The following is a 13,775-nucleotide window of genomic DNA, read 5'->3' as shown; positions in this document are numbered from 1 at the left end:
ATTGCATCTGAGTAATGTCAACTTTTCGTGAACAATGGAGTTATATACTTATAAAATACACATTAAGAGTTTTTTAATAATTTATTAAATTTAATGAATCTCAGTCTCCAAACAATTAGAAAAACATAAATGCCACAACTACTTGATAAGAAAATAGAAATTTTACAAATTAAGCATATTCGTGGTCCAAATATGTGGTGTTGGGTAGAAGTGTTAGAGGCATGGATTGATATTGGGGAATTGGAAGATTATCCATCCGATAAGATCCCAGGTTTTTATGATCGTTTAGTGAACAAATTACCAAGCCTTGTTGAGCACCGTTGCAGTTATGAAGAACGTGGTGGATTTTTAAAAAGAGTAGAGGAAGGTACTTGGCCAGTACATATTATGGAGCATCTCACCCTTGAGTTACAGGGGTTAGCTGGATTTGCAGGTGGTTTCGGAAGAGCTCGAGAAACGACTAATAGAGGGATTTATAAACTAATTGTGGCAAGTCCTCATGAGCAAGTTACTCGAAAAGCAATCGAATATGCTAGGCAATTGCTACTCTCCTTGATCCAAGATCAACCCTTTGACTTAGAGCCCTGTATTGAAGATTTAAGAGAGTTAATTGATGATTTATGCCTAGGGCCTAGTACCAGAGAGATCGTTAATGCTGGAGTAAAGCAGTCGATACCCTCCATCCGATTGTCGAGTGGTAATTTAGTTCAACTCGGTTATGGAGCCCTCCAAAAACGTATTTGGACTGCTGAAACTGCTCAAACTGGAGCGATTGCTGAAACAATTTCTAGAGATAAAGATTTAACTAAATCTTTACTATCGACAGTCGGAGTTCCTATCCCTGAGGGGGAGCTTGTTGACAATCCTGAACATGCCTGGGAAGTTGCCCAATCGATTGGACTCCCCGTGGTAGTGAAGCCTCAAGATGGAAATCACGGCCGTGGTGTTTTTACCAATTTACAAACAGAGTCAGAAATCATTGCTGCCTACAAGGTAGCTGTTGAAGAGGGTAGCGGGGTCTTAGTTGAAAAGTTTATCGAGGGAGATGAACATCGTTTATTAGTGGTTGGTGATCATTTAGTAGCTGCTGCCAAGGGTGAAGAATGTAAAGTAATTGGTGATGGCTTGCACACCATATTAGAGTTGATTGATCGCCAAATTAACTCTGATCCTAGGCGAGGATCTTCTGAGGACTTCCCTTTAAATCCAGTTAGAATCGACTCCATTGCCCATTTAGAGTTGCAAAGTCAGGGTTTTGAGCCAGAGAGTATCCCAGCTCTAGGTCGTGCAGTCTTGATTCAAAGAAACGGCAATGTGGCTTTTGATGTAACGGATCTAGTTCATCCTTCAGTTGCTAAAAAAGTAGTTTTAGCTGCCAAAGTGGTTGGTTTAGATATTGCTGGCGTAGATTTGGTCGCCAAGGATATTTCTAAGCCAATGGAGGAACAAGGTGCTGCTATTGTTGAGGTGAATGCAGGGCCTGGTTTATTGATGCATATTAAGCCTGCCAAAGGCAAACCTCGAGAAGTAGGACGCGCCATTATTGAACACTTATTTCCAGATAATAGTGTTGGCAGAATCCCAGTGATTGGGGTGTGTGGTTCTTCTAGTGCAAAAGAAGTGGCTCACTTATGCGCCTATTTATTAAAACTAGCTAATCACTATGTTGGCCTTTCATCAGAAAAAGGACTCTACTTTAACCAACATCCTGTGCAAAGAATGAATTCGTCGGAGTGGGATAGTGGTCGAAGAACACTCATGAATCCGATGGTAACTGCTGCTGTGATTCAAGCTACGCCTAAGGGGATTATTAATGAAGGCTTACCTTATGATTTGTGTCAGGTAGGTGTTATCACCTCAGTCGATTTACAAGAAACTTTTCCGGAAGACTCAATCGTTGAAGAACGACAATTATTTTCAGTTCACCGTACACAAATTGATGCCCTTATTCCTGAAAAAGGAATTGCTGTTTTAAATGCAGATGAAGCAATTTCTGCTGAAATTGCTGAAATTAATCCAGGTAAAGAAATCATCTTTTTCACTTTAAACCATCAGAACACGTTAATTGAAAAACATCGCTCTGAGGGCAAAAGTACAATCGTAGGCAATCCAGAGGCTATTCACCTGTATAAGGGACAAAAAATAGTTTATTCAATTCCTTTAGCTGATGTGGCTTACTTTCAGGCTAATAAGTCCAGTAAAAACTTACTAGAGATAGTTAGCGCAATCGCAACTTTGTGGGCAATTGAAATTCCTTTAGAAACGATTGAGGCAGGTCTTGAGGCATATTCGCCAGAATCATTGGAGGTTTAATTGGAAATTCAGCGTATTCGAGCACTCCGAGGCCCTAATTTATGGAGCCGTCATACCGCTATCGAGGCGATTATTCATTGCGATGACCAAGAGCAAGTGATTGAGAATTTGGCAGAGTTTGAGATTGAATTAAGAACATTATTCCCCCAGTTACGATTAATGCGAGTTAATCAAATGGATGAATTGATTTCGATGGCATTGGTATTGGAACATGTTGTTTTAGGCTTACAAGCTCAAGCGGGCTGTCCAGTAACCTTTAGTCGAACCGTTAAAACTAAAGAACCTGGTGTATTTCAAGTTGTAGTGGAATATAGCGAGGAGTCCGTTGGTAGAATGGCATTTAATTTTGGTGTCGATTTAATAAAAGCGGCAGTGAGTAAACAATCTTTTGATTTGGAAGCTGCCTTAAAGAAACTGAGTGCTCTAGATGAAGATATACGTCTTGGACCTAGCACTGGTTCGATAGTGCAATCTGCAGTCGAAAGAAATATTCCCTACCGAAGGTTAACTGAGGGTAGTTTGGTTCAGTTTGGTTGGGGAAGCAAGCAAAAACGTATTCAGGCAGCAGAAACTAGTCAAACGAGCGCAATTGCAGAAGCGATTGCTCAGGATAAAGAATTAACAAAAGATTTGCTCCATGCGGCGGGAGTAGCTGTACCGATGGGGAAGGTTGTTGATAACGCAGAAGATGCTGTCCAGGTTGCTCATGAGCTAGGTAAATTGGGTAATACGGTAGTGATTAAACCCCGTGATGGAAATCAAGGTAAAGGTGTTGCTGTCAATATTCAATCAGAATCTCAGGTTAGAGAGGCGTTTGAAGTTGCTCAACATTATGGTTCAAAAATTATTGTTGAGCGCTATATGCCAGGTCAAGATTTTCGATTGCTTGTTGTCGGCGATAAACTGATTGCAGCAGCCAGACGTGACCCTCCAAATGTTAATGGAGACGGCGTATCAACGATTAAGCAGTTAGTTGACAAGGTAAACCTTGATCCTCTCAGAGGGGATGGCCATGCAACCCCCCTCACTAAAATTCGTTTGGATGATATTGCGATTGCCACGTTAGCTAAACAAAATTATCAAGTTGACTCTATTCCTAGAGTAGGTGAGCGAATTGTTTTACGTAACAATGCAAATCTCAGCACGGGTGGGAGTGCAACGGATGTGACAGAAGATGTCCATCCTGATTTAGCTGCGAGTGCAGTGACTGCTGCAAAAATGGTAGGGCTTGACGTATGTGGAGTGGATGTGGTTTGTGAGGCCGTCTACAAATCTCTAGAAGAGCAGGGTGGGGGTGTTGTAGAAGTTAACGCTGCACCAGGCTTACGGATGCATTTAAATCCTTCCTATGGGAAAGCGCAACCCGTGGGCGAAGCCATCATTTCATTACTTTTTCCGGAAGGTGAAAATGGCAGAATTCCAACTGTCGCAGTTTCTGGTACGAATGGAAAAACGACAACCGTGCGATTAATTACGCATTTGATTCGTGGGACAGGTAAGCGTGTTGGTTTCACTTCAACGGATGGTATTTACGTAGAAAATGAAAGGATCGACACAGGGGACTGTAGTGGACCGAAAAGTGCGAGAAATATTTTGATGCATCCTGAAGTGGATGCAGCAGTATTTGAAACAGCAAGAGGTGGCATTCTTCGAGAAGGTCTAGGTTTTGATATGTGTGATGTAGCGGTAATCACAAACTTAGGAGAAGGCGATCACCTTGGAATGGGTTATATCGATACGGTAGAAGAGTTAGCGCTAGTCAAAGGCGTCATTGTGAGGAATGTTCCAACAACGGGTATGGCAGTGCTAAACGCGGCAGATCCTGCAGTTGCTAAGATGGCTCGTAATTGTAGAGGGCAGGTTACTTTTTTTGCTCTGAATGGCCATCATCCAATCATCTCATCCCACCGAGCTCAAGGTAAAAGAGCGATTTTTAGGCACCAAGATAACTTGCATGCGGTCATTGGTAATCAAGTAATACGAAAAATTTCCTTAGCAAATATTCCTCTAACTGAGGGCGGTCAAATTGGTTTTCAGGTTGAGAATGTGATGGCTTCTATTGCTGCAGCTTGGGCCCTAAATATTCCTTGGGAGACGATTGAGCAAAGTTTAAAAAGCTTTGTCAGTGATGTACAAACCGCGCCAGGTCGATTTAATTTATTTAAATTTAAAGGCGCTACAGTGATTGCTGATTATGGGCATAACCCAGACGCTATAAGGGCTTTGGTCGATGCGACAAATTCTATTGCGGCTAAACGTCGATTCGTCGTGATTAGTGGAGCTGGTGATCGACGTGATGATGATATTCGAGCACAAACAAAAATTCTTGGAGAGGCTTTTGATTCAGTGATTCTTTATGAAGATCAATGTCAGAGAGGCCGTGCTGATGGGGAAGTCATTTCTCTTCTGAGAGAAGGTTTAGTTGGTGCAAGCAAAACGAAATCAATTGAAGAGATTCGTGGAGAGTTTCTGGCTATTGATACGGCATTAAATCAACTGCAACAGGATGATTTATGTCTAATATTAATTGACCAAGTAGAAGAGTCCCTACAGTATTTAGGACAATTGACGCAAAAAAACCACTAAATTGGAGTTAATTTCAAATTATTTTTAGGAACATGAAAAATAAATTTTACTGATTTCTAAGAAGAAAGAACTAAACGTCCAAGTTAGTTTTATCGAATAAATTAGATTTAATAAAGTACGGGCTATGCAAATAGTCCGTATTTTTTTATCCTCCCAATGTCAATTCTGACTTTTAAAGGAGGTGGTAAGTGTCAATCAATGAAACCCTAAAAACTTTGGATGAGATTCCCGAAAGCGCATCGCAACATTCTCTAAAGCGGCATCTTAAAGCACGTCATATTCGCCTAATGGCACTCGGATCAACAATCGGAGTTGGACTTTTTTTAGGATCTGGATCCGCAATATCTTACGCAGGACCTTCTATCTTGTTAGGTTATATCTTAGCTGGCTTAGTTGCCTTTGTCGTATTGAGAGCATTGGGAGAAATGGCAGTTCATCAACCTGTGGCAGGATCCTTTGCGCAATACGCCAATGATTATGTAAGCCCATTAATGGGTTATATGGTGGGTTGGAGTTATTGGTTTTATTGGATGATTGTAGGGATTGCAGAGGTAACCGCTGTAGGTATTTATATGGGTATCTGGTTCCCAGAATATCCTCAGTGGATATGGGCAATTAGTGCACTCATGATGATGGGATTACTCAATTTTGTGGCGGTAAAACTTTTTGGAGAAATTGAATTTTGGTTTGCACTGATTAAAGTGGTTGCGATAGTTGTTATGATTGCTATCGGATTTTCAGTCATTCTCTTTGGATTTACCAATGGTGGCATACCAGTAGGTTTTGACAATATCTGGAAACATGGAGGATTTTTCCCCAAGGGTTTAGAGGGTTTTTTAATTTCTATTCAGATGGCGATGTTTGCTTATATCGGTATTGAAATGATTGGTCTTTCTGCTGGTGAAACGGAATCTCCAGAAAAAACAATTCCGATTGCAATTAATTCATTGATCATTCGAATCATCATCTTTTATGTTGGTGCACTTTTGGTAATCTTAGCCATTTATCCTTGGAATGAAATTTCTCATCAAGGTGGTAGTCCTTTTGTAGCGATGTTTGAGCGCCTAGGATTGCGAGAAGCTGCAGGTATTGTCAATTTTGTCGTCATTACAGCAGCATTATCATCCTGCAATGCTGGTATTTTTAGTGGTGGTCGATTATTACTTAGTCTTTCGAAAAATGGCTATGCCCCACAATTTTTACAAAAGATTTCCATCTCTGGGGTGCCAAAGTCAGCAGTCTTCCTAACAGTGCTTCTTTCTGCAATTGGAACTTTGTTAAATTATTTTGTTCCAGAAAAAGCATTTCTATATTTAACATCAGCTCTAACTCTCGTTGGTTTGTGTGTTTGGATTGCGATTTTGTACACGCAAATATGTTTTAGAAAAAAGCTAAGGGATTCAGAACTTCAAAACCTACATTTTAAATGTAAGTTTTGGCCCTACTCTAGCTATATTGCTACGGTATTTATTTTGCTAGTGATTGGACTTATATCGTTTTATGAGGAAACTCGCATCGGCTTATATGTCGGTAGTACGATATTTATAAGTCTAATTCTTTTCTATTATTTATTGGGCTTGAACAAAAGAAATTGAAATGATTTTTTAAATGTATCAGCGAAATTGAAACTTCCGTGCAGGATATTCAATTCGTTGATACAGGAAATGAGCTGCAACCCAACTTGCAATCATAATCATCACCATCATTACTATGGCAAATTTAGAGCTGTGAAGATCAAGAAGGAAATATATCGTATTGCCAAGTAGGATAAAAGAAAAATGCATCAAAAAAGCGCAATAGGATCTTTGGCTGATCCATATTAAGAACTTTGCCCACTTAATGGAAGATTCTTTATATGGTCTTTTACCTTGCCAAATAAGTAATAAAGCAACAGCGTAAGCAAGAACATTTTTAATACTTAAATCAAACAGTACCGAAGAAAAAATAATGACGCCAAAGAATACGAATAAAATTTTTGCAATGACTTTGGTGGGTTCGTGCAAGTTGTCGTCGCACAAAAAAGCAATCATACCCAGACCATATACCCCAATGAAATAAATGAAATAATCTTCGAATTCAACTTTCTGACTATAGTAACTAAATGCCGCCAACATAAATATACTTAGTACTAAGATCGACCATCGGTAAGACTTTAATAAAAAGAAGATCATGGTAAAAAAAACATAAAGCTGCCAATCTATCGCTACATACCAAACACCTAAAGAAATGGATTCAAAGCCTAATATTTGTTGCAGTAATAACAAGTGACTTAACACTTGCCAAATTGTTTCGGGTTGCCCCATATATAACTGATAATTAAAGTAGCGTGCAACTGAAGCGCAGAGGATAGTGAACAGTAACGCAGTAAAGTAAGTTGGCACAAGTCTTAAATAACGATTTAAAACAGTTAACCAAAGGCCTTTACTAGAAACTTGGGTAGAGATGTTCTTGATAGCCAAATAGCCACCCATGACTAAAAAAATTTGTACTGCGAATCGCCCGTAATTGCCTAACCATTCAAAGAACGCCGGCCATAATTCCCTAGCAGCATATGAAATATCACCATAATTACTTAAATGATGAAGAATGATGATTTGAACGGCAAGGGATTTTAATAAATCAATCGTGAAAAAATGATTTTTAAAATTAGTAGAGTGTTGAACCATTATCTTTACAAGATGGTGAGTTAATTAAAGTTATCGGCACTGGCACTTTAAGCAATCTAATTTACAAGTAAATTATTAAAAATTCGCTTGTGAAGCAGGGGATTAACATCTTATTTCTGTAAATGATACTCTTGTACCAAAGCAACTTCGTTTTTAGATCCTAGAATCACCGAAACACGCTCATGTAAATGATTCGGTTGGATAGTTGAAATCGACTCTGGCCCATTAATACTGAGGCCACCAGCTTGTTCTACTAAAAAACTCATTGGATTTGCTTCATAGAGCAATCTTAATTTGCCTGGTTTGTTTGGATCTCTTTTATCCCATGGATACATGAAGATACCCCCGCGCGTTAGGACGCGATGGACATCTGCCACCATTGATGCAATCCAGCGCATATTAAAATCTTTATTTCTAGGACCTTCTTTGCCAGCGATGCACTCATCAATATAACGCTTCACTGGAGTATCCCAATGACGCAAATTTGACATATTGATCGCAAATTCCTTCGTGTCTTCAGGGATCAATACATTTGATCTAGTCAAAATAAATTGTCTATTATTTGGGTCTAGGGTAAACATATGAACCCCAGACCCAGTTGTGAGGGTAAGGATGGTTTGCGGACCATATAAAGCATAACCTGCGGCGACTTGCATATTGCCAGGCTTCAAAAAATCCTGTTCAGTAACTGAGTCACTTTGGGTCGTTTCAAGGATTGAGAAAATGGTACCAATTGATACGTTCACATCAATATTGGATGAGCCGTCAAGTGGGTCAAACAACAACAGATATTTTCCCTTTGGCATGTCATTGGGTATTGGATAAATGGTATCCATTTCTTCCGAGGCCATACCAGCCAAAAGACCACTAGATACGTTGTCATCTAATAAAATATCATTGGAGAGAATATCTAGTTTTTGCTGAGTTTCACCTTGGATATTGCCACTTCCTGCTGAACCTAAAATATTATCGAGTGCTCCTCGATTAACAGCTTGACTAATGGAGTCACAAGACTTGGCAACTTGCATTAATAGTTCTTTTAATTGCTCGGGTATATTTTGCTGTTGCAAAAATAATTCTAAATTTGGAGAGGATGAATTTGTCATAGGGGACTTCAATAGTTAAATTACTTAAGATAATGCTTTCTGAATTACTTCTTTTACATCATTAGATAATGGGTTTGTTAAAAGCTTTTCTAATTGTGCGTGCATCATGGTTTGATATGGTATTTTAAACTTTTTCCAGCGATCTAATCCTCTTGCTAGTCTTGCTGCAACTTGTGGATTGATTCCATCTAATTCTAGGACATTGTCGTACCAAAATTCATAGCCTTGCCCTGAAATATCATGAAATCCTGCTGGATTATTCATACAAAAGGTATGGATAACACTTCTGACACGATTTGGATTACGAATTTTAAAATCAGGGTGTTGTTTAAGTTGGCGAATTTCTTCAAGCATGCTGCGCTGATTGAGTGGAGCCTTAGTTGCCTGAATTGCAAACCATTTGTCTAGCGCTAAATCATTTTCTTGATGGCGCCGATAATACAACTCGAGTGCCTGTGCTGAGTAAGTACTTTCAAAATGGACTAAAAGGGTGAGAGCGGCTAAAAAATCTGTCATGTTGTCACAGGTGTTTAATTGCTCGAAAGCTCTTTGTTCATGCACAGATAAATTGGCTTCCAACAACATTTTTAATGCGAAGTTTTTTAAAGCCCTTTTTCCAGCATCAATCGGGTTCGGACTATATTCGCCTGTACTTCTATTTTGTTGATAAAGGGTTAACCATTCATTTTTTAAAGCCAGTGCCAATTCGTTTTGGTATTTGGCTTTTGCTTGATGAACTAATTGTGGATCAACTGTAACTAATTGTTCGTGTAAATAAGTTTCAGCAGGCAAGGTAAAGCATAGTTCTTTAAATGCTGGATCTAAATCTGGGTCTAGGATTAAGTTTCGATATGCCTCAATCAAGGGTTGACTTGGGGTTAGATTATTTAGAATATTCTGAGATGCTATCTTTTGGATAGCTTCCCAACGATTGAAAGCGTTATCATCATGGCTAATCAGGGTAAGAAGCTCATTCTCATTTTGGTCAAATTCCAAAATAATCGGTGCTGAAAAATCACGGTTAATGGATAAGATTGGTTTTTGAAGGATATCTTTTAGAACTATCTCTTGTTCCGTCTGCTGTAATTCAATCAAGAACTCTTCAGTAGGTTGTGATGGAAATAGTAATTTTGTTTTTAATGGAATATGAAACGCCTCTTTGACCAATTGATTAGGTGATGGAGGGCAATACTGGCTGAGTTGGATAGTGTAAGTTTTATTTATTTCATCAAAGTGCTCTTTGACTTTAACGCGAGGAGTTCCTGCTTGACTATACCAATGCTTAAATTGCTTTGCGTTAAAGTTATTAGCATTAGCCATACAAGCTAAAAAATCATCACATGTAACGGCTTGCCCATCATGACGCTGAAAATAGAGTTTCATACCTTTCATAAAGCCCTCCTCACCCAAAAGAGTGTGGAGCATACGAACTACTTCAGCGCCTTTTTCATATACTGTAACCGTATAGAAGTTATTAATTTCTTGATAACTATCTGGACGAATTGGGTGGGCCATTGGACCTGCGTCTTCAGGAAATTGAACTTGTCTGAGCAGTCTGACATCTTCAATTCTTTTCACCGCTCTACCAGAGGCTGAGCCCATCAAATCCGCTGAAAATTCCTGGTCACGAAAGACGGTAAGCCCCTCCTTAAGTGAAAGCTGAAACCAATCTCTACAGGTCACACGGTTACCCGTCCAGTTGTGGAAATACTCATGTCCTACAACACTTTCAATATTGGCAAAGTCAGTATCAGTAGCTGTGTTCTGATCTGCTAATACATACTTGGTATTAAAAATATTGAGGCCTTTATTTTCCATTGCTCCCATATTGAAATCGCCAACGGCGACAATCATAAAACGCTCTAGATCGAGTTCTAAGCCAAACCGCTTTTCGTCCCATTCAATGGAGTGGACAAGACTTTCCATGGCATGAGCTGTTCTTGATAGGTCCTTTTTTTCAACCCAAATTTGTAATAATTTTTTCTCTCCAGAATTCGTAACGTAATGGCGCTCCAGAGCTTCCAGTTTTCCTGCAACTAAAGCAAACAAATAAGAGGGCTTTAGAAAAGGGTCTTCCCAGACTGCAAAGTGCCAACCATTATTAAGCTCTCCCTCTTCAATTAAATTACCGTTGGATAACAGAACTGGATAATCCACTTTTGAGCCACTTAATTTGACGGTGTATTTAGAAAGAACATCGGGTTGGTCCAGAAAATAGGTGATTTTCCTAAAACCTTCAGCCTCACATTGGGTAAAAAAATTATCATTTGAAACGTATAAGCCCATCAAACTTGTGTTGATATTTGGCTGATTGGAGCTAGTAATTTCTAGTTCAAACGCTTCTGGTAAGTGATGCAGGATTAACTCTTTACTGTTTAGCTCAAACTGACGATAGTCCTCATTGTTAACGGAAATACTGATTAACTCCAAGTCTTCACCCTTGAGAACGAGTGAACCTGGACTTAATCGTCGCATTTGAAGGGTTGATTTAACGATGGTTTTATTCGGATTTAAAGAAAAATCTAAATAAACTTGATCGATAGCAAAATTGGGGGCGACGTAATCGTTTCGGTGGAATACGCTTGGGTTATCTATATTATTCATATGTATATTGTATTGGCTCTTGAGAGAGATTAAGCGTGCTTTTAAGTTTTTGTCACAATTATTCCCGAAAAAGCGAGAAGCTATCACTAAGTGCCAACATTGACCGAGGAACTGTTGATTAATTTAAAAAAATCAGTGGTTATTGGTTCCAAGATTGTGAACTTGTTTTGACTCAATAAATGTCTCATCGTGCTTTTGTAGCATAATAAACACGTGAAAATTAAAAACATTATCGACTTTATTTTATTAAGTGCCCTTTGGGGTGGTTCTTATGTTTTTATGAAGTTTACCGCCGGTCATATCGAACCGATTGTAGTTGCTGAATCTAGAATGTTGATTGCAGCTATTTGTCTTGGGCTCATCAGTCTATTTAATCGCCGTTGGTGGCAGCATTTAAAAATGACATGGCCTCAATATCAAAAAACTTTTGTCATTGCAATTTTTAATTCGGTTATTCCTTTTACCTTATTCACTTATGCGATGCAATATCTGAATGTTGGGATTGGGGCTATCTTAAATGCGACCTCACCAATTTGGACTGCTATTATTGCGACTTTTTGGTTAAAAGATCACTTAAATCGTTTTCGATTATTAGGTCTTTTGCTTGGATTTTTAGGTATTGTTTTATTGGTATGGGGTAAAGTAGATTTTGGCGTTGGCGGACTTGGTTTGCCTTTTTTGGCAAGTATTGGTGTCACGATTTCATATGGGTTTGCTACAAATTATATGAAAAAATACTGTGATGGAATTCATCCAATAGGGATGACGATGGTCAGTATGATTTTCGGGTCCTTTGTTCTTGCAATCCCAGCTTACCAGCATTTTCCGACGGGTTTTGTCCCTAATACAGCTTGGATTGGAATGATTGGCCTCGGGGTTGGATCGACTGCGATTGCGTATTTTTTGTTTTACCGATTAATTGAGCAAACCAGTCCGGCGATTGCTATTTCGACCACCTTTTTGGTCCCAGTCTTCAGTATTCTCTGGGGTGATATTTTCCTAAATGAAGAACCAACTTTGCAAATGATTCTTTGCGGCTGCATTATTTTGTTAGGAACTGCTTTAGCAGTGGGGATCTTGCCATTCAAAAAAGTAGTCAAGGAATCTGTTAACTAAATTTCTGCGTTTCGTTACTAAAATGTTGGTATGTAGGTATTATCGATCGGATTTGATTTTTTTCTAAGAAAACGACATGTTCACTCAAACGCTGAACTTGATGTATATCATGAGAAACAATTAAAAATCTCGTTCCTTCATTCGTCATTTCAACGATGAAGCTTTCTATTAAATCTCGAGAATTTGCATCTAATGAGGAAGTTGGTTCGTCGAGAAGAATCAATTGTGCATTTAATAAATAAGCTCTTGCTAAAGCTAAGCGTTGCTTTTCCCCAGTAGATAGAAGAGGAGCAGGGCTTTTGCTAAATTGTATTAATTGAAATTTTCTAAGTACTTGATCTACTAATGTGGATGTGATTGATTTATCAACATCCTTGAGCAAGGTTAAATTTTCTTTGACACTCATTTTTAAAACGGTTGATTGATTATGTACCATGCAAGTGCTTAGCTTTGGGAAATCAATGCAAGCCTGCGAGGTTTTATCTAAGCCCGCAATCAATTTTAATAAACTCGTTTTACCTGAACCGTTTTCTCCTACGATGCATGTGATTTTTTCTATCGGAATAGCCGCTTGATCAATCCTTAAAATTGATTTTTTATTATTACGTAGGTCAAGGTTTCGTATGTGAATGAAGAATGGGTCAGCCATATTTTCTTTCTGCAGCTGATTTAATCAAATTGGCGATACTATTGATGAATAGTACTAGCCCCATTAAAACAATCCCTAACGCTAGAGCAAGTGGTAGATCTCCCTTGCTGGTTTCTAAAGAAATAGCTGTGGTCATTGTTCTCGTTGCGTGGGCGATATTGCCCCCTACAATCATGACAGCACCTACCTCAGAGATGGCTCTTCCAAATCCCGCTAAGAGCGCAATAACGAGAGAGAATCGACACTCCCATAGAGTCCATTTAATTAAGTAAATGCCTGAGAGATGAAAAGATTTGAGTGTTTGAGAGTGAAGTTCCCAAGCATCTGCAATGATTTGTCTGGCAATCGCAGCAATCAAAGGGGTGGTGATTAAGCTTTGGGCAATAATCATGCCTTTGATAGTAAAAAGTAATCCCCATTCACCTAAAGGCCCGCTTCGAGACAGGAGAAGGTAAATACAAACTCCAACGATCACTGTGGGGACATTCATCACCGAATTCAGAATAGTTATGACCAGATTTCGACCCGGGAAGGTATTTGTGGCTAAGAAGCCACCCAAGGGTAAGCCTAGGAAGGTACCAATTAATACGGCACTTAAACTTGTCTGAATAGACACTGCCACAATTTGCCAAACCTCTGAGTCAAATTGTTTTAGTAGTATCGCAGCTTGGATAAAAGCTTCCCACATGGATTGAGTTGATTCTAATTAAAAGTCTATTTTAGCCTTTACTGCGA

The 13,775-nt window shown here is 39.0% G+C and carries 9 protein-coding genes; 4 read left to right on the top strand and 5 right to left on the bottom strand.

The features are described 5' to 3' along the window. Nucleotides 1-129: 129 nt before the first annotated feature. From AOC35_RS07890 to AOC35_RS07880, 3 genes are all read left to right on the top strand, one after another. Nucleotides 130-2,313, top strand: a complete 2,184-nt coding sequence (locus AOC35_RS07890; RefSeq protein WP_108646569.1) for a cyanophycin synthetase — start codon at nucleotides 130-132, stop codon at nucleotides 2,311-2,313. Beyond that, nucleotides 2,314-4,899 (top strand): cyanophycin synthetase, encoded by a 2,586-nt coding sequence (cphA, locus tag AOC35_RS07885; protein ID WP_108646568.1) that lies wholly within the window; start codon nucleotides 2,314-2,316, stop codon nucleotides 4,897-4,899. A 224-nt stretch (nucleotides 4,900-5,123) separates the two neighbouring features. Beyond that, nucleotides 5,124-6,494, top strand: coding sequence for an amino acid permease (locus tag AOC35_RS07880; protein WP_425440641.1), 1,371 nt, complete (start codon nucleotides 5,124-5,126; stop codon nucleotides 6,492-6,494). An 18-nt stretch (nucleotides 6,495-6,512) separates the two neighbouring features. Here AOC35_RS07880 and AOC35_RS07875 read toward each other — a convergent pair whose 3' ends face one another. The 3 genes from AOC35_RS07875 to pepN all read right to left on the bottom strand — a co-directional run bounded on the left by AOC35_RS07875 (nucleotide 6,513) and on the right by pepN (nucleotide 11,275). Beyond that, on the bottom strand, nucleotides 6,513-7,565 hold the full coding sequence (locus AOC35_RS07875) for an acyltransferase family protein (RefSeq protein WP_108646567.1): 1,053 nt from the start codon (nucleotides 7,563-7,565) through the stop codon (nucleotides 6,513-6,515). 110 nt (nucleotides 7,566-7,675) lie between these two features. Further along, nucleotides 7,676-8,671 carry a class 1 fructose-bisphosphatase gene (locus AOC35_RS07870; protein ID WP_108646566.1) on the bottom strand — a complete coding sequence of 332 codons (996 nt, stop codon included), beginning with the start codon at nucleotides 8,669-8,671 and terminating at the stop codon, nucleotides 7,676-7,678. A 24-nt stretch (nucleotides 8,672-8,695) separates the two neighbouring features. Continuing rightward, complete coding sequence (gene pepN / locus AOC35_RS07865) at nucleotides 8,696-11,275, bottom strand: aminopeptidase N (RefSeq protein ID WP_108646565.1); 2,580 nt, start codon at nucleotides 11,273-11,275, stop codon at nucleotides 8,696-8,698. A 213-nt stretch (nucleotides 11,276-11,488) separates the two neighbouring features. Between pepN and AOC35_RS07860 the strand changes: the two genes are divergently transcribed. After that, nucleotides 11,489-12,391, top strand: a complete 903-nt coding sequence (locus AOC35_RS07860) for a DMT family transporter (protein ID WP_108646564.1) — start codon at nucleotides 11,489-11,491, stop codon at nucleotides 12,389-12,391. On the opposite strand, the gene AOC35_RS07855 is transcribed toward AOC35_RS07860, so the two are convergent. After that, nucleotides 12,384-13,040 carry an ATP-binding cassette domain-containing protein gene (locus AOC35_RS07855; protein ID WP_108646563.1) on the bottom strand — a complete coding sequence of 219 codons (657 nt, stop codon included), beginning with the start codon at nucleotides 13,038-13,040 and terminating at the stop codon, nucleotides 12,384-12,386. The genes AOC35_RS07860 and AOC35_RS07855 overlap by 8 nt on opposite strands. Next, entirely contained in the window at nucleotides 13,033-13,728 is a 696-nt protein-coding gene (locus tag AOC35_RS07850) for an ABC transporter permease (RefSeq protein WP_108646562.1), read from the bottom strand. Before AOC35_RS07850 ends, AOC35_RS07855 begins: the two co-directional genes overlap by 8 nt. Between the last annotated feature and the right edge of the window lie 47 nt (nucleotides 13,729-13,775).

The organism is Polynucleobacter rarus (assembly GCF_003072505.1).
Classification (GTDB): domain Bacteria; phylum Pseudomonadota; class Gammaproteobacteria; order Burkholderiales; family Burkholderiaceae; genus Polynucleobacter; species Polynucleobacter rarus.
The sequence above is the reverse complement of the archived record's forward strand: the minus strand, read 5'-3'. Positions and strand labels throughout refer to the sequence as shown.

Bases quoted from the DNA above. Each gene is read 5' to 3' on its own strand.
- AOC35_RS07890 (WP_108646569.1), top strand. From the start codon at position 130: ATGCCACAACTACTTGATAAGAAAATAGAAATTTTACAAATTAAGCAT.
- AOC35_RS07855 (WP_108646563.1), bottom strand. From the start codon at position 13,040: ATGGCTGACCCATTCTTCATTCACATACGAAACCTTGACCTACGTAAT.
- AOC35_RS07875 (WP_108646567.1), bottom strand. From the start codon at position 7,565: ATGGTTCAACACTCTACTAATTTTAAAAATCATTTTTTCACGATTGAT.
- AOC35_RS07870 (WP_108646566.1), bottom strand. From the start codon at position 8,671: ATGACAAATTCATCCTCTCCAAATTTAGAATTATTTTTGCAACAGCAA.
- pepN (WP_108646565.1), bottom strand. From the start codon at position 11,275: ATGAATAATATAGATAACCCAAGCGTATTCCACCGAAACGATTACGTC.
- AOC35_RS07850 (WP_108646562.1), bottom strand. From the start codon at position 13,728: ATGTGGGAAGCTTTTATCCAAGCTGCGATACTACTAAAACAATTTGAC.